Raw genomic sequence first — 15,306 nt, forward strand, 5'->3', positions numbered from 1 at the left:
CTGGATTAGACTCTTTTCAGGGCTTCATCAGCACGGATTTCGACGGGTAGTCGGAGGCCCAGGTAGCGGGCAGCGGCGCGACGAAGACATTCTCGGTGCGATTTCTCGTGTAGCGCCAGGCACCGTCCTCGCATTTCCTGAAGGCGTTGAAGAGCCGCGAAGACCGCAGGAGCGCCTTGCCGTCGGAGAACAGCCAGGGCTGCATATGCACCCATTGGCCGGTAGCGGTCTGGCCATCCTCGGCGACGTGGATCTGTTCCGAGGTCACGTAGTGACAGTTGAGAATGAGCGCCGGGTCCTGCTTGCCGCCCCAGAAGCCTTCGAAATGCTTGCGCACCGCCGCCTTGCCCTCGGCGCGGCCGAACTGACCGTCGTAATATTCGCCGACGCCTTCCCAGACGGCCTCTTCCGCGAACAGCTCCATGATCCGGTCGATGCGCTCGGCGTCGTCCTTGACGCCGTACTCCGGCAGTGGCGTGTCGCAGAGGAACATGTAGCGCATCTGCACGTTGCGCACCGCGTTCGCGGCTTCGAGATTTTCGATGCGGCGGGTGAGGGCGGCGATGGTCTGGGGGTCGGTCATGTCTGATCCTGTTTTATGGGGTGGTAGGGACCGGCCCGAGCCGGTGGAAGTTGCGGTCGAAATAGACGAGGCTCTGGCTGTCCTCGTGAATGTTGAGAGCGATCACTTCGCCCATGATGACGCTATGGGTGCCAACGGTTTCGACATTGCTCACGCGGCAATCGAGGCTCACCGTCGCGCTTTTGAGTGCCGGTGCGCCGGTCTCAAGCGTGATCCAGTCGTCGCTTTCAAAGCGCTCTTCCGGTGCGAGGCCGGGGCGACCGAATTGCATTGCGAGATCGGCGTGATCGTGGCCGAGGACGTTGACACAGAACACGCCGTTCTCGACGAACATGTCATGCGCACTGGAGCTGCGATTGACGCAGACCAGAAGCGTCGGCGGCGTGTCGGTGACGGAACAGACGGCCGAGGCGGTGATGCCGTGGCGGCCGGAAGGTCCATCGGTGGTGACGATGTTGACGGCCGCGCCGAGTCGCGACATGGCCTGGCGAAAGCGGGTTTGATCGGGGGTCATCATCGTCTCACAGATCCAACACGAGTTTCGAAGACTTGGCGCGTGAACAGCAGAGTGTGATCTGATCGCCATCGGCTTTTTCCTCGTCGGTGAGGAAACTGTCGCGGTGATCCGGCTCGCCCTCGAGCACATCGCAGAGGCAAGTGCCGCAGATCCCCTGTTCGCAGGAGACCTCGATCCTGACGCCGATCTCGGCCAGTGCCTCGACAATGCTCTGACCCTCGGCGACGGTGACGGTTTGGCCGCTTTGCGCCAGCTCCACGTCGAAGCTGTCGCCCGTGTTGTCCACGTCGGCGGAGAAGAATTCTTGATGCAGGGCTTCGGGGGCGTAGCCACGGGCCAGCGCCAGATCGTGCATATGGGTCATGAAACCCTCCGGCCCGCAGGTATAGACATGCGCGCCGTTGTCGGGATCGGGCAGATCGGTGGCATCGAAACAGTCGGTGCCTTCACCACTGTCGAAATGGAAATGCACCTTGTCGGCGAAAGGCGCCGATGTCAGCTCGTCGAGAAAGGCCGCGGTGGCTCTTTCACGGGCACAATAATGCAGGGTGAAGGGCTTGCCTTCGGTCTGCAGGCGATAAGCCATGGCAATCATCGGGGTGATGCCGATGCCACCGCCCAGGAGCACGCTCTCAGAGGCGCGCTCGTCCAGCGGAAACAGGTTGCGCGGCTCGCCGATCCTGATCACCTGACCTTCGGCAAAAAGTTCGTGCAACCGGGTGGAGCCGCCACGTGAGTTCGGGTCTTTCAACACGCCGATCCGGTAGCGGTCTGGCATCGTCGGATCGCCGCAGAGCGAATATTGCCGCGTGAGACCGGGTTCGATTTCGACGTCAATATGGGCGCCGGCTTCGAAGGCGGGCAGGGGCGTGCCATTGGTGGCAACGAGATCGAGGACGACGATATCCCGCGCCTGGGTCTCGCGTTTCAGGATTTTGGCTTCGATCATGTCAGGTCCCTTTCGAAGATCAGGACGGGCCCGGCACAGGGGAGAAAGCACCGGGCCCGGACGCGCAGCCATGGCGCGTCAGAGGATGTAGGAAATGCCCGAAAGCGTGTGATCGGCATTGATCAGCCGGACGACCTTTTGGGCCAGTTTGAATCCGCTGCCTTCGCGAATGAGCGTGAACTCGAGATCGGCGACATGGGTCTTGATCCGCTCGCGACGGTATTCGGTCAGGCTCTGCATGCAGCGCAGCTCGAGGATCCGGCCGTCATCGGAGAGAAGCCGGAACCGCGACAGGGCGCGGACCGTCTTAGCGAGGGGCGAGGCGGAGACCGAGTCGCCGCCCATCATGCGTTCGACCCGTTTGGCGCGCATCTCGGCATCGTCATAGGCGTAGTTCAGATGGGCTTCGAAATCGGTCACGCCGGGCTCGATCGGGACGATATATTTCGCGTCTTCGGACCACATGGTGAGCCAATCGTCGAATTCGCGATGGTCGAGCCGGTCGGCTTCGAGCCAGACAAAGGCCATCGCATCCAAAAGCGCGGTGTCTTTCACAGGTGTCATCATATCCATGGCTCAGGCCTCCATCAGCTTTTTCCATTGGCGATAGGCGGCGCGCATTCCAATCTCGGAGCTGACATCGCCTTTCACCGTGCCCTCATCGGTGGGTTCTTCCAGCTCGGTCGAACGATTCAGCATCAGCCAAAGCTCCTTGCCGCCCTGGGCGCCCTGCTGCACCCGGTCCCAGATCTCGGCATCGTCCGGCGAGCCGAAGCCCATCGGTCCCTGAAAGAACTCGTGGATGCGCAGGCGTTCGCGGTTGGCGATTTCGGGCCCCCCGTCCATGCCAAGCGCGATGTGACGCACTTCGGTCTCGTTGACCGAAATCGGTTGCAGCACGCGGAAGAAGGCGGCGGAACAGCCGAGGTTGGGGAAAAGATTGACGTTGAAGCCGGAGCCGCCGACCGCGCGGATGATGCGGCGGACTTCGAGATCCTCATGCCCCTCATCGCGCAGCGCCTGCGCCAGATCGGCGAATTTGTCGGGGATCGGCGCGTCGAGGTTCTCTTCGAGATCCACGAGCTCCGGCATCATGATCATCACCGAATGACCATTGCCGAGATCCTCGACCCAGCCGCCCTTGTTCATGATGTCGAACTGTTCCTCGGTCTCGACATCGGTGAGCTTCAAAAACGGTTTGTGCACCAGCGGGAAGTGATAGGCGTCGGTGGTGTTCTCGAGCTGGATTTTCCAGTTGCCCGGGAAGGTGAACCTGTGCTCGCCATTGCATTTCACCGGGTAGCCCGCGCCCTGTTTCATGAACAGGTCGATCCATTTCTTGGCCCCGGCGAGGAAGTCTTCGAGCGGTTCGATCTCGTCATTGAAAGTGGCAAAGATCAGCCCGTTGTAGATCTCGGTCCTGAGTTTCTTCAGGCCGAGCTTGCCGCGTTCGAGCTTGCCGGCATAGCTTTCCTCATAGGGCACACCGCGCAGGCTTCCGTCGAGCCCATAGGCCCAGCCGTGATAGGGGCAGACGAAGCTGTTGGTCTTGCCTTTATGCGCTTCGCAGACCGTGGCGGCGCGGTGACGACAGCGGTTCACCAGAACATGGACGTTCTTCTTGCGGTCGCGGGTGACGATGACCGGCTCAAGGCCGACTTTGGCCATCTTGTAAGAGCCGGGATCGCGGATCTCGCTCTCATGCGCGACCCAGACCCAGGTCTTGGCAAAGACCTTTTGCATCTCTTCGTCGAACAGGGCCGCATCGGTGTAGAGCGTGGTCAGTGCCTTGTCGTCCTGCACGCGATCGGCGTAGGGGGTATCCATATGTGTCATATGTCTCTCCTTGGTGAAGTGCGGAGGCCGGGTACTCTTTCCCCGGGCGGTGCCCGTGACAGGCACCGCAAAGCTCCGTTGAATTGGGTTGGGCTCAGTTCAGAACAGGAAGCGCTTGAACCATTTCTGGGTGGCCAGCCGGAAAGCGCGGTCGAACAGGTAGCCGAGGATCCCCAGCGCGATGATGCCGACAAACACCCAGTCGGTGCGACCGAAATTCCGCGCGGTCCAGATCATCGCACCGAGCCCGGTCTGGGCAGAGACGATCTCGGCCGAGACCACGGTCAGGAACGAATTGCCCATGGCGATCCGGGCGCCGGTGATCATGAAAGGCACGGCGGAGGGAAAGATCACGGTGGTCATTTCCGAGAGTTTCGTGGCCCCCATGGAACGCGCCGCCTGAAGCCGGAGCGGGTTCACCGCGCTGACGCCGGCAATCGTGTTGAGCGTGACGATGAACACGGTGGTATAAAAGATCAGCACGATCTTGGTGAATTCGCCCGGGCCGAACCAGATCACCGCCAGCGTCACGAAGGCGATCGGCGGGATGAAGCGGAAAAACTCGATATAGGGATCGACGATCAGCCGCACCACGTGGAACCGGCCCATCAACAGGCCGAGCGGCACGCCGAGCACCACGCCCATCGCCCAGCCGGCGGAAATGCGCCAGGCCGACGCGCCGATGGCGACGAACAGGGAGCCGTCCGCGACCATCTCCATGGTGGTCTGTGCGACGGTCAGTGGTGAGGGCAGAAACAGGGGCGAGGTCCTGAGCGAGGCGAGATGCCAAAGGATCACGCCGCAGACCACCGAGAGCACACCGATCATCGCCTTGCGCGCATTCGGCCCCATCATGATCCTGGCCAGACCGGATTTCATCGGTGCCTCCTGGGTTGCATCCGTCATGTCACCGGCTCCTCTTTGTTCAGCCCTTGCTGTTCAAGGGCGCGTTTGACCTCTTCGCCAATGTCGTCGCGCAGCCGGCGGAACAGCTCGAGACACTCGGGGCTCGCCGCATCGCGCGGATGCGGCAGGTCGATATTTTCAATGGTCTTGATCCCGGCTTTCGGGCCGGCGGTCATCACCACGACACGATCGGCGAGCAAAAGCGCCTCCCAGATGTCATGGGTGACGAAAACGATGGTGCAGCCGGTCTCGCGCCAGATCCGGTCGAGCTCCTTTTGCAACACTTCGCGGGTCTGGGCATCGAGCGCACCAAAGGGTTCGTCCATCAGCACGACCGAGGGCTCGTTGATCAGAACCCGGGCGATCTGGGCACGCTGGCGCATCCCGCCCGAGAGCTGTTTCGGGAATTTATCGGCCGCATGGCTGAGGCCGACAAGGGCGACGAAATGATCCGCCTTTTTGTGGCGTTCCTGTTTCGGAACCCCCGCGAGTTTCAGACCGTATTCGACATTTTCACGGATGGTCAGCCAGGGGAAAAGCACCTCCGCCGACTGGAACACGACCCCGCGGTCGAGACCGGGTTTGGTGACCCGGTCTCCGCCAACATGGATGGAGCCCGCCACCGGCAAGAACCCGGCGATCGCATTGAGCAGGGTGGATTTGCCACAGCCGCTCGGCCCGAGAAGGCAAATGAATTCGCCCGGACGGATGTCGAGATTCACATTCGAGACGACATGTGCCTCGCCAAATGAAATCCCGACATGGTCGAGCTGGATGGAAGCTCCTTTGGCCATGTCTTATCCTTTGTAGAAGCCGCGCTGCATGTAGTCGCGGTAGGGCACGGGGGTCTCGGTCACCTTGTTGTCCACGAGGAACTGGGCGATCCCGTCGAAGCTCTCGAAATCCTTGTCGGTGAAGTCGCGCACGGTGAGGAACATGTCCTTCGACACTTTCAGCGTGGTCTCGATCGGGATGCGGGTGACCGCCTTGACCCCTTCGGCACCGCGTTCAGGGTCGTTCTGCATGATGTCGCTGCCACGTTTCACGGCGCGCAGCATGGCTTGCAGCCCCTCGGGGTTGCTGTCGAGAATGGCTTGCGAGGCATTGGCCCAGATCGTGTCGGTATACCCCACATCGCGCGAGGTCAGAGCCACCTTGGCGCCCTGGCCCAATGCGGTGGCCGGCCATGGTTCCCAGGCAAAGAAGGCATCGATATCACCGCGAATGAGCAGGGCCGGCAATTCCGGCGGGCCCGAGGGCACCATCTTGAGCGAGGTTGCGTCGAGGTCGAAATGGGCGATGGTCAACCCGGTGCAATATTCGGAAATCGACCCCGGCACGATGCCGAATGTCTTGATGTCCTTCGGGTCTTCGAGCCCGGGACGCAGAACCAGTTTCACGTAGAGACCGGAATCATAGACCACAGCCAAGGGGCGGATCTCGGCGCGGTCCATGCGCACCATGGTGGTGGATTCAGAAGCCGAGGCGAGATCGACCTGACCGGCCACCAGCGCATTCATCGCCTCGCCGCCGCCGGAATAGGGCTGAAGGTTCACGGCGACGCCTTCCTCTTCGAAGAATCCTTCGTGCTGGGCGATGAAATAGCCGGCGAACACCGGGTCGGAGCCGACGCCAATGCGGATCGGCGCTGCTGCGCGGGCAATCGACGGCGCCCCGAGCACGAGGCCGGAGGCCGCGAGACCGGCGGTAGAGGCCATGAAACCACGGCGGGAAATGTACGATTTTTTCATGTCACGTCCTGTTGGTATGGAGTTTGGTCTTTGGTTTTGAAGGTGGTTTTTGTCTTTATTGGCCGCGGGCACTTTGTGCGCCTTTGGCAGAGATTTCACGAATTTGAGCCTTTCAGAGTGAAGCGGCAGGGCCCTCCCCCGATTTCTGCGTGACAGGTGATCTCGGTTACTTCGACTGTTGCGCAATCCAGTAGAAGAGGTCCGATCGCTGACAGCATACCTTTGATCGGTGCACAAATCGGCCTGTCTGAAACGCCAAATGCGACGGCGAAAGGGCTGTTTTCGACCGAGACCTCGATCCGGTCGGGGCCGATGGTGTCAAAGGACCAGATGCCCCAGCCCAGCTCGGCGGAGGTGTCTGCGATGGTCTGCATCATCGCACCCGGGTCGGTGGCACCGCTGTCGCGATAGGCTTTCACCGACTTGCCGCCATTCTCGGCAACCGAGGCCGTGAGCGCGGCGAGCGCTTCGGACCGTGTGTGACCGTCGAGCCGCGCGAACATGCCCATGAGCACATCCGGGCGCATCATCAGATAGCGGATCGCACCGTCTCGCATCTCGCCCTTTTTGGGCGTGATGCTTAGACGCTGATGAAAGCTTCGGGAGAGATCCATCCTCCGCGCTCCTACGGGAAACCTGCCGGCGCCGGCAGGCCGGAGAGCACGGCACCGGCATTCTCCATCGTCGCATCGTTGAGCGCCGCGTGCTGGGTCACCACCAGGCAATCCCGCAGGATGCGCTGCATCTGATGGGTCTCCTGAATGGCGGCCATGCCGGCGATACGGAAGCAGGTCTGGATCGTCTCTTCCGAGGCGCGGGCGGCGTGGCTCGCCGACAGGCGCAACAGGGTATTGGTCTCGAGCGTGACCGCCTCCCGATCCTGCAACTCGTCCCAGGCCTGTTCCGCCATCTCGTAATAAAAGGCACGGGCAGCGCGCAGTTTTGCCTCGCCCTGGGCCAGTCCGGTGCGGAAATAGGCACGGTCGGCCAGACGCGGCGCGCCCGGCATGATCTTGGCACCACCGGACATCTCGGTCGCGAGATCGAGCGCGGCACGCGCCAGTCCGAGGTTGCAGGCGGCGTGGACCTGGGCCTGATAGGCCAGTGGCGGGTAGCGATAGAGCGTATCGTCGAAAATCCCCATGGCGCCACGTTTGCAGGTCCACATATCGGCGTAGAACTTGTCCTTGACCGAAGTGTCATTGCTGCCGGTGCCCTGCATCCCCATGACGTCCCAGGTCTCGATGATCTCGACCTCGGAAGCGGGCGAGACCGCCATAAGGACCTCCGGCGGCACGCCTTCGGCTGCTTTGGTCACCGCGTCCGAACCGATGATCCCGACGCCGATCCAATCGGCCCCCATGCAGCCGGAGGCAAATTTCCAGCGCCCGGAGACCTGCCAGCCACCGTCGACACGCTCGGCCTTTTGCAGCGGGTAGAGACCACCGGCATAGACCTGATCGGGCCCGTCGGCATAGATCATCGCCTGGGCCTCTTCCGGCAGGGCCGCGATATAGGTGTTGGCAGAGCCGAAGGCGGCAACCCAGGCGGCGGATCCATCGACCTCACCGATCTTTTCCACCATCTTGAGGAAATGATGCGGCGGCAGGACGTCACCACCGAATTTCGACGGTGTCGAGGCGCGAAAGATCCGGGCCGCTTTCATTTTCGCGACAATGTCCCGCGGCACATGGCGTTTGGCGTGAATCTCGTCGCGCCGTGCGCGCAATTCCCCGAGCATATCGAGAAAGGCGGGCTGCTCCGTCAGCGTGGCGAAATCCACCGCTTGCGCGTCTTCGCCGGCCGGGGCCTGTTGCAGCAAATTGATCTGGTTCATCTCTAACCTCGTCGTTCCGATTGATTCAGATCAAATCGGCTGAGAATGAATAAATGAAATAGATTGTTATAATCTATCATATGAATTCTATGCATGAATGTGGGTGAGACGGACCGGCATTGCCTGATCTTTCCCACGATATTCTGTGGTGAAATGGACATAGGTCATTGAAATATAACATATAACTATATTTGGAAAAATGAGCTGCCTCGATGAGCAGAGCGCTGCCGGCCGCGCCGCTCCTCCGACATCCGTCCCGATCCCGGGATCATATTCTGTCAGATGTGCCGATTTTCATGCCGTATGGGCAATATATGTGCAGAAAATCTTTTCTGATGTGGCGGTGATGGCGGGGGAGGAGGCGCTGAAGCGGAGGGGTGGGGCGGTTTAATCCACCCGCCCCCGCAGTTTCTTCACCTCACTGCGTTCCTTTTTCGCCTTGATCCGGCGTTCGACGCTGCCTTTGGTGGGCTTCGTCTTGATCCGCCGTTTCGGCTTTTCCGTGGCTTTTCGGATCAGCTCAACGAGGCGCTCGCGCGCGATCTCGCGGTTGCGGGCTTGCGAGCGGGTTTCCTCGACCTGGATGACAATGGCGCCCTCCTTGGTCCAGCGTCGCCCGGCCAGTCGGCGCAGGCGGTTTTTCACCGGTTCGGGCAGGTTTGGCGAGCGCGCGGCTTCGAAGCGGAGTTCGACCGCGGTGGAGACCTTGTTCACATTCTGCCCGCCGGGGCCGGAGCTGCGCACGAATTGCTCGGTCAGCTCCCAATCGGCAATCTCGATCTGATCTGTGACGGTGAGGGGCATGGTGTGACCGGCTGGTTCGGCGGGAAGGTTGACAAAGAAAGGTGCCAGATGGAAGTCCGACGCGGGGCCGACATATATCCGACCGGGATGAAAAGGGCAAAAACGGAAAAGGGCTGCCAGATAGAGCAGCCCTCCGAGATCTCAGGAGATGGGGTCAGTTAGGACACCCAATCAGGAGTGTTTCACACTAGATTTTACCCTAGGTGGCGGCCCTCCCGACTGTCTTGACCTCGCTCTCCAACATCACTCTAGACACTGGACCACCTCCTTTCGATGAATTGCCGATAAGATGATGGTGGCACAGATTTGGTGTATGTCCAGTAAATTTATACCATACGTGCCGTGAGGCGCCCAACAATTAGGCGGAACGGCACGAGGGCGATCAAAGCGAGAGCGAGTTTGACACCCCAATCGGCCACGGCGAGCGAGATCCAGAGCGGCGCGGGGCTACCGAAGGTCAGGAAGGGAACGCTGTCCCAGGCCCAGGAAATCTCCATATCCGCGTTTTCGCCAAAGACCAGGATGGATTGCGAAAACGCGATGGTGAAGAAGATCGCGGTGTCGAGAGCCGAACCGATGATCGAGGAGGCGAAGGGAGCTTTCCACCAGCTGCCTTCACGCAGGCGGTTGAAGACGAAAACATCCGTGAGCTGGGCGATGAGGAAGGCCACGGCAGAGCCGACGGCCACGCGCAGCGCCACGGCCTGATAGGTATAACCATCGCCCTGAAGGGTGATCTCGGTGCCGATGAGCGAACAGATGATGCCGGTGAAAAAGCCTGCGAGGATGACCTTGCGGGCGGATTCGACGCCATAGACGCGGTTCATCACGTCGGTGACGAGGAAGGCGAAAGGATAGGTGAAGGCGCCCCAGGTCAGCAGCCCATCGAGGATGAGGAACTGCACGAGGATATTGGAGGCCACGACGACGGCGGCCATGGCAAGGATGCCGGGAAGGAGGTGTTTCATGTATGATCCGTTTTTTATCGAAGGTGACGGCAACTCGGCCCCGGGATTGGGGCGACGCGGCGATGTAACGCCCACCGGGGCGCAAATCAAGCTCTATTCTTCGACTATGTACTCGACCAGTTCGGTGCGCTGGAAGAACCGGAAATTGTCGTCGGAGACCATGGTGAGATGGATCGTGCCGTCTTTCGCCCAGACCGCAAGCCCTTCGAGATTGTCATGGGTGCCGGTGTAGGTCCGCAACAGGGTCTCTTCGTGCGACGGCCCGTCGGGACCGATCTCGAACCGTCGGACCCGGCTGGCAAAGCCCAGGCCGGTGAACCAGCGCTCCAGCAGATAGAGCTTGCCGTCGGGGCCGAAATCGAGCCCCACTGGCAGGAAATCCGTCTCGACATCCCGCGGGATCTGCCAGTCGGACAGCCATGCCTGTGTGTTTGGGGCGAACCGGTAGAGCGGGAAGGGGCGATCCACTGCACCGGAGCGTTCCGGGAGGACATAGACGGTGCCTTCCGCGTCGGTGGCGATGCCTTCGAGCGAGGAATTGTTTTGCAGCCCTTTGAAATCCGGGTGGTTCGGCAGGTTCCATGTCCTGCCGCTGTCGGGATCGAGCCGGGCAATGCGGTGCTTGCCTTCGAAGGACAGATAGGTGGTGCCGTCGGGGGCTGTCGCGATCCCCTCACTGTCGTCCCAGTAGCGCGGCAGAGACGTGCCGCTCTCGGTGAGCAGAGGTGTTGTCGTCAGATCATAGGCCCGTGTGACCTTGCCGGAGCTGTCCCGGTCCACTTTGCCTTGAAACAGAACCGCCCGGTCGGACAGGGCCAGAAAACGTGAGCCATCCGGCGACAATTCAAGCCCGGAGAGCCCGCCCAGCTGCGGATTGGACGACATCCAGTGAAAGGAGCCGACATAGGTCGCCTCCGCAGCGACTGTCGATGCGGGCAGGATGATCGCAATGAAGGCGCTGCGCCAGAGCCCCGGAACGCGGGGCCTGGCGCAACGTTTCAGCGCGCGGACAAGACTGTGGAGCATTGTGCGGGCAGAGATCCAAGAGTGATCGGCGGTTTGGGTTTGGCCGGTGTCGCGTTCGGGTCGGGCGGCGGCGGGTTGAGGATGTTGTTCACCCAGTCCTGCGCATCGTCACAGCCGTCGCCGGGCGGAGGCGGCGCCTGATCGACGCAGTATTTGTCGCCTTTCGGGCAATTCAGCCGGACGTGGAAATGATAATGGTGTCCCCACCAGGGCCGGATCTTGCGGAGCCAGCTGCGGTCGCCTTTTTCATCCTTGCACATCTGTACCTTGGCACCGGGAAAGACGAAAATGCGTGCGACACGAGGATCGGAGGCGGCGGCTTTCAGCAGCGCGTGGTGCTGAGGCGTCCAGCTGTCATTGGTATAGGCGCCGGCAGCGCGGCGCATGGAGATCGAGGACAGGCTCTCGCGCTCAGAACGGCTCAGGTCGAGACGCCGGGCCGGCAACATCCAGATATCTGCATCGAGACCGATTTGATGGCTGGCGTGGCCGGAGGTCATCGGGCCGCCACGCGGCTGGCTCATGTCGCCGACATAGATGCCGTTCCAGCCGGGCATCTGGGCGGCCTTGCGCGACAGGTCTTCGAGAAAGTCGACCAGAACCGGCTGGCCCCAATTGCGATTGCGCGACAGGCGCATGGCCTGCCAGGTCGGACCGGTCTCCGGCAATTGCGCGGCGCCGGCCTGACATCCCTTGGCATAGCTGCCCAGAGCTTCGGGCAGTTGATGAGACGCGGTTGCTGCGGCGCCGAAGAGTTCCTTGGCCGGGCGATGATCCGAGGAGGAGACGGTGGCCAGATGGCTGCCGGAGGTTTTTGCCGTATCGTCGCTGACACAGGCGGACAGCGTTGAGAAAAGCAGTGCAGAAACGATAAAACCGAAACCTTTACGCATCATCCGTGACCTTTGTTCCCTCTGGATGCACCCACGCTAGCAGCACAAGCCCGAGAAAGAAAAGGGCGATGAGCGGAGTGATGCCGAGACGTTGCGATCCGCTGAGATCGGAGGCCAGGGCAATCAGGCCCGGGGCCAGGAATGACGTGGCTTTGCCGGAAAGTGCATAGAGACCGAAGGCCTCGGTCATGCGTTCCGGATGGGCCTGGCGCACCATCATCGTGCGTGAGGCGGACTGGATAATGCCGCCCACCGCGCCGAGCACGGCGCCGCAAATGTAAAAGGCGATATCGGGCAAGGCACTGCCCTCGGGCACCGGCATGAAAAACACGCTGTCGCGGGTGATGCCCAAGACGGCGACACAGACCGCGATCAGGATCAGGATGGTCGCGAGGATCACCGGTTTCGGCCCATAGGCGCGGTCGGCCCGGCCTCCGAGATAGGTAAACACCGTGCCGGTGATCAGAGACAGGACGCCAAAGACGCCGATCTGCACCGTGCTCCATTCCAATGCGCCGAGGGCGTAGATGCCGCCGAAGGCAAAGACGCCGTTCAGGGCATCGCGATAGAGCATCGAGGAGCCCAGGAACGCAAAGAGCGACTTCTGTTGCGGCAGATGCGATAGGGTCCGGCCCAGATCGCGGAAGCCCTTGGAGACAGCCTCTCCCACGTTGATCTTCGCCCCCTTGGGTTCGTGAACCCAGAGAAAGAACAGCACCATGGAGAGAACAAACCAGATCGCCGCGAAAGGTCCGACGAAACGCGTCCCCTCGCGCAGCGCCGGATCAAGGCCAAGGATCGGCGGCTTGCCCAGGAGCGTGACGCCATCGGCGTTCTCGGCGAAGAGCAAAAGCATGACCGCCAGCGTGATGATGCCGCCGACATAGCCCCAGGCCCAACCATCGCCGGAGATCTTGCCGATCTCTTCGCGCGTGCCGAGGTTTGGCAGCAGCGCATTGGTGAAAATCGTGGTGAATTCGACCCCGATCAGGCCCAGGCCGAAGAAAATCAGCACCAGCGTGGTCGGAAAATCCACGGGCGAAGCGATCCAGAGCCCCAGCGTGCCGACCAGATAGGTCAGCGAGAACACCTTGATCCAGGGCATCTTGGCGCCGCTCTCATCGGCGATGGAACCAAGCACCGGGGCACTAAAGGCGATGATCAGCCCGGTGATGGTCAGCCCGTAGCCCCAGACCGCCTGGGCCTCGGCCTTGGCGGCCCCGGCTTCCATGCCACCTGCGGTGAGATAGGCGATGACCTGTTCGGCAAAATACGGCCCGAAAATGAAGGTGATGATCAGGGTATGAAAGGGCTGTGTCGCCCAGTCGTACATCATCCAGCCCCAGATGCGTTTGCGATGGCTCGGTTGGCCCATATGCTCTGCCCTCTCACCTCAGTTGCGGCGATAGAACAGGCAAACCGGATCTGGCGCAATGCTTAAGCGTCAGTTGCGCACAGGCGGCCAGGGCCGTGTGTCATCCGCGTCGATCCAGTTCTGCACCCATTGTGGCAGCGGCGGGCTCTCCACCCCGTCCTCGATCAGGGCAAAGAGCTCGTGCGGCGGCACCATCTTACGTTTCTTGATCACCGCGCCGCGCAGCAGGATATGGTTGCAGCACTCGCCTTTCCGGTCCCACATCGATTGTTCGATATAGAGGAACTTGTCATCGAAACCGACGGGGGTGGTCACCATGTCGACGGTCTGAAAGGTGGTCACCCGGCGGCGATAGCGCACCGAGGCGCCGGCGACGGCCATGCCATAACCGCCCTCTTTCGCGGCTTTTGCGACACCATTGCGGATCGACATCGGCACCCGGCCGAGATCAAAGAGTGTTAAGGTCCTGCCGTTATTGAGTTCCATCCAGAGGTCAATGTCCCAGGGCATGCAGATATGCCGGGAGTGATGCGACTCAAACAGGCCGAGCTTTGGCGCGTTTCGGTGTTTCAGCGCCTGGTATGTCATGCGGATAAATGGGTACATGCCGGTGAATGTGTCCTGCGCACCCGGGAGGTCAAGTTGAACGTCACGGCACAAGCCGGTGTGGCCGTACTTGCGCCACCGGGACAGAGACCTTAGGTGAATGGGCGACCGAAAAGCGTTTTGCGACATATCTCACCCTCAGGGGTGCGAAAAACGCGTTTGCGGTCTGTCGATATGATCTGCCTTTTGCCGTCAACTTGTGTCGCAAGTTCATCGCAAAAGGCTTTAATTTGGGAACCTGAACATATGCTGTCTCTTATGCAAATCCTCCTCATGATCCTGGGCATCGTGAAATTCGTCATGATCGTGCAGATCATCATGAGCTGGTTGATCAATTTTCAGGTGCTCAATGTGCGCCAGCCGCTGGTCTATCAGATCTGGGAAGGGCTCTCGCGTCTGCTGGAGCCGGTCTATCGTCCGATCCGCAAGATCTTGCCGCCGATGAGCGGTCTCGATCTGGCGCCGCTGGTCGCCTTTATCGCGATCTATGCGATCGAGCGGATCATCTACAACAACGTCGGCATGTTCTACTAAGCGGCCCGTTTGGGGCCTGATCGCCCTTGAGCCTTGCCGCTCCCCGTGCGAGTCTGCGCTTTAGCAAGAAAGCAGGCACAGATGGCACAGTCACGGGTACAGGCGGACAAGGCGCGGGGGTTGCTCTCCTCGGTCTTTGGATTTGACGATTTCCGACCCGGTCAGGCGGAGATCGTCGAGGCGGTTGCCTCCGGTCAAAACGTGCTGGCGATCATGCCCACGGGTGGCGGCAAGTCGCTCTGTTTCCAACTCCCCGCTCTGGTACGCGACGGGCTGACCGTGGTGATTTCGCCTTTGATCGCCCTGATGCGCGATCAGGTGCAGGGGCTCAAGGCCGCGGGTGTCGCCGCCGGTGCGCTCACCTCCGGCAATACCGAAGAGGAAAACGACGCGGTCTTTGCGGCGCTGTCCAATGGTGAATTGAAACTTCTCTACATGGCTCCCGAACGGTTGGCCTCGGGCGGCACGCTGCCTTTGCTGCGGCGTTCGAACGTCTCGCTGATTGCCGTGGACGAGGCCCATTGCGTCAGCCAGTGGGGCCATGACTTCCGGCCGGACTATTTGCGCATTGGCGATCTCAAGCGGGCACTGGGCGTGCCGCTTGCGGCCTTCACCGCCACCGCCGATGAGGAAACGCGCGAGGAGATCGTCACCCGCCTATTCGATGGCGTGGCCCCCGAGACATTCCTGCGTGGTTTCGATCGTCCGAACATCCATCTTG

18 protein-coding genes are annotated in these 15,306 nt (G+C 61.1%); 2 read left to right on the forward strand and 16 right to left on the reverse strand.

Features of this window, described 5'->3' with window-relative positions; translation table 11 throughout:
* Positions 1–16: 16 nt before the first annotated feature.
* The 16 genes from BM151_RS20940 to BM151_RS21015 all read right to left on the reverse strand — a co-directional run bounded on the left by BM151_RS20940 (position 17) and on the right by BM151_RS21015 (position 14,180).
* Positions 17–583, reverse strand: coding sequence for a nuclear transport factor 2 family protein (locus BM151_RS20940; protein ID WP_090063268.1), 567 nt, complete (start codon positions 581–583; stop codon positions 17–19).
* Positions 584–596: 13 nt separating this feature from the next.
* Positions 597–1,097: a flavin reductase gene (locus tag BM151_RS20945; RefSeq protein WP_090063270.1), complete on the reverse strand. Its 501-nt coding sequence runs from the start codon at positions 1,095–1,097 to the stop codon at positions 597–599.
* A gap of 7 nt (positions 1,098–1,104) precedes the next feature.
* Complete coding sequence (locus BM151_RS20950; protein WP_090063272.1) at positions 1,105–2,049, reverse strand: PDR/VanB family oxidoreductase; 945 nt, start codon at positions 2,047–2,049, stop codon at positions 1,105–1,107.
* A 78-nt stretch (positions 2,050–2,127) separates the two neighbouring features.
* Positions 2,128–2,622, reverse strand: coding sequence for an aromatic-ring-hydroxylating dioxygenase subunit beta (locus BM151_RS20955; protein WP_218151396.1), 495 nt, complete (start codon positions 2,620–2,622; stop codon positions 2,128–2,130).
* A gap of 3 nt (positions 2,623–2,625) precedes the next feature.
* A complete protein-coding gene (locus BM151_RS20960) occupies positions 2,626–3,885 on the reverse strand; it encodes an aromatic ring-hydroxylating oxygenase subunit alpha (RefSeq protein WP_090063275.1) in 1,260 nt (419 codons plus the stop codon).
* Between the two features lie 99 nt (positions 3,886–3,984).
* Positions 3,985–4,791 (reverse strand): ABC transporter permease, encoded by an 807-nt coding sequence (locus tag BM151_RS20965; RefSeq protein WP_090063277.1) that lies wholly within the window; start codon positions 4,789–4,791, stop codon positions 3,985–3,987.
* The gene (locus tag BM151_RS20970; protein ID WP_090063281.1) at positions 4,788–5,585 is read right to left on the reverse strand and encodes an ABC transporter ATP-binding protein; all 798 of its coding nucleotides are present in this window, start codon (positions 5,583–5,585) and stop codon (positions 4,788–4,790) included. The genes BM151_RS20965 and BM151_RS20970 overlap by 4 nt, the downstream gene beginning before the upstream one ends.
* A 3-nt stretch (positions 5,586–5,588) precedes the next feature.
* Positions 5,589–6,542: an ABC transporter substrate-binding protein gene (locus BM151_RS20975; RefSeq protein WP_090063283.1), complete on the reverse strand. Its 954-nt coding sequence runs from the start codon at positions 6,540–6,542 to the stop codon at positions 5,589–5,591.
* A gap of 95 nt (positions 6,543–6,637) precedes the next feature.
* Positions 6,638–7,156 carry a 4-vinyl reductase gene (locus tag BM151_RS20980; RefSeq protein WP_090063286.1) on the reverse strand — a complete coding sequence of 173 codons (519 nt, stop codon included), beginning with the start codon at positions 7,154–7,156 and terminating at the stop codon, positions 6,638–6,640.
* Positions 7,157–7,167: 11 nt separating this feature from the next.
* Positions 7,168–8,379, reverse strand: coding sequence for an acyl-CoA dehydrogenase family protein (locus BM151_RS20985; protein WP_090063289.1), 1,212 nt, complete (start codon positions 8,377–8,379; stop codon positions 7,168–7,170).
* A gap of 387 nt (positions 8,380–8,766) precedes the next feature.
* A complete protein-coding gene (arfB, locus tag BM151_RS20990) occupies positions 8,767–9,183 on the reverse strand; it encodes an alternative ribosome rescue aminoacyl-tRNA hydrolase ArfB (RefSeq protein WP_090063291.1) in 417 nt (138 codons plus the stop codon).
* Between the two features lie 326 nt (positions 9,184–9,509).
* Entirely contained in the window at positions 9,510–10,151 is a 642-nt protein-coding gene (locus tag BM151_RS20995; RefSeq protein WP_090063293.1) for a queuosine precursor transporter, read from the reverse strand.
* A 93-nt stretch (positions 10,152–10,244) separates the two neighbouring features.
* Positions 10,245–11,177, reverse strand: a complete 933-nt coding sequence (locus BM151_RS21000; RefSeq protein ID WP_090063295.1) for an esterase-like activity of phytase family protein — start codon at positions 11,175–11,177, stop codon at positions 10,245–10,247.
* On the reverse strand, positions 11,150–12,073 hold the full coding sequence (mepA, locus tag BM151_RS21005; RefSeq protein ID WP_425429577.1) for a penicillin-insensitive murein endopeptidase: 924 nt from the start codon (positions 12,071–12,073) through the stop codon (positions 11,150–11,152). The genes BM151_RS21000 and mepA overlap by 28 nt, the downstream gene beginning before the upstream one ends.
* Positions 12,063–13,445, reverse strand: a complete 1,383-nt coding sequence (locus BM151_RS21010) for an MFS transporter (RefSeq protein WP_090063298.1) — start codon at positions 13,443–13,445, stop codon at positions 12,063–12,065. The genes mepA and BM151_RS21010 overlap by 11 nt, the downstream gene beginning before the upstream one ends.
* 69 nt (positions 13,446–13,514) lie before the next feature.
* Complete coding sequence (locus tag BM151_RS21015) at positions 13,515–14,180, reverse strand: acyl-CoA thioesterase (protein ID WP_342714600.1); 666 nt, start codon at positions 14,178–14,180, stop codon at positions 13,515–13,517.
* Between the two features lie 117 nt (positions 14,181–14,297).
* Between BM151_RS21015 and BM151_RS21020 the strand changes: the two genes are divergently transcribed.
* Both BM151_RS21020 and BM151_RS21025 read left to right on the forward strand, forming a co-directional pair.
* On the forward strand, positions 14,298–14,585 hold the full coding sequence (locus tag BM151_RS21020) for a YggT family protein (protein ID WP_090063303.1): 288 nt from the start codon (positions 14,298–14,300) through the stop codon (positions 14,583–14,585).
* Between the two features lie 81 nt (positions 14,586–14,666).
* Positions 14,667–15,306, forward strand: a 640-nt coding sequence (locus BM151_RS21025; RefSeq protein WP_143093144.1) for a RecQ family ATP-dependent DNA helicase, incomplete at its 3' end; no start/stop codon positions are given.

The organism is Celeribacter neptunius (assembly GCF_900113955.1).
GTDB lineage: Bacteria > Pseudomonadota > Alphaproteobacteria > Rhodobacterales > Rhodobacteraceae > Celeribacter > Celeribacter neptunius.

Excerpts from the sequence above, each read along its gene's own strand:
- BM151_RS20945 (WP_090063270.1), bottom strand. The coding sequence starts at position 1,097 with ATGACCCCCGATCAAACCCGCTTTCGCCAGGCCATGTCGCGACTCGGC.
- BM151_RS20995 (WP_090063293.1), bottom strand. The coding sequence starts at position 10,151 with ATGAAACACCTCCTTCCCGGCATCCTTGCCATGGCCGCCGTCGTCGTG.
- BM151_RS20960 (WP_090063275.1), bottom strand. The coding sequence starts at position 3,885 with ATGACACATATGGATACCCCCTACGCCGATCGCGTGCAGGACGACAAG.
- BM151_RS20970 (WP_090063281.1), bottom strand. The coding sequence starts at position 5,585 with ATGGCCAAAGGAGCTTCCATCCAGCTCGACCATGTCGGGATTTCATTT.
- BM151_RS20975 (WP_090063283.1), bottom strand. The coding sequence starts at position 6,542 with ATGAAAAAATCGTACATTTCCCGCCGTGGTTTCATGGCCTCTACCGCC.
- arfB (WP_090063291.1), bottom strand. The coding sequence starts at position 9,183 with ATGCCCCTCACCGTCACAGATCAGATCGAGATTGCCGATTGGGAGCTG.
- BM151_RS21020 (WP_090063303.1), top strand. The coding sequence starts at position 14,298 with ATGCTGTCTCTTATGCAAATCCTCCTCATGATCCTGGGCATCGTGAAA.
- BM151_RS21015 (WP_342714600.1), bottom strand. The coding sequence starts at position 14,180 with ATGTCGCAAAACGCTTTTCGGTCGCCCATTCACCTAAGGTCTCTGTCC.
- BM151_RS21000 (WP_090063295.1), bottom strand. The coding sequence starts at position 11,177 with ATGCTCCACAGTCTTGTCCGCGCGCTGAAACGTTGCGCCAGGCCCCGC.
- BM151_RS20965 (WP_090063277.1), bottom strand. The coding sequence starts at position 4,791 with ATGACGGATGCAACCCAGGAGGCACCGATGAAATCCGGTCTGGCCAGG.
- BM151_RS20950 (WP_090063272.1), bottom strand. The coding sequence starts at position 2,049 with ATGATCGAAGCCAAAATCCTGAAACGCGAGACCCAGGCGCGGGATATC.
- mepA (WP_425429577.1), bottom strand. The coding sequence starts at position 12,073 with ATGATGCGTAAAGGTTTCGGTTTTATCGTTTCTGCACTGCTTTTCTCA.
- BM151_RS20940 (WP_090063268.1), bottom strand. The coding sequence starts at position 583 with ATGACCGACCCCCAGACCATCGCCGCCCTCACCCGCCGCATCGAAAAT.
- BM151_RS20980 (WP_090063286.1), bottom strand. The coding sequence starts at position 7,156 with ATGGATCTCTCCCGAAGCTTTCATCAGCGTCTAAGCATCACGCCCAAA.
- BM151_RS20985 (WP_090063289.1), bottom strand. The coding sequence starts at position 8,379 with ATGAACCAGATCAATTTGCTGCAACAGGCCCCGGCCGGCGAAGACGCG.
- BM151_RS20955 (WP_218151396.1), bottom strand. The coding sequence starts at position 2,622 with ATGGATATGATGACACCTGTGAAAGACACCGCGCTTTTGGATGCGATG.
- BM151_RS21010 (WP_090063298.1), bottom strand. The coding sequence starts at position 13,445 with ATGGGCCAACCGAGCCATCGCAAACGCATCTGGGGCTGGATGATGTAC.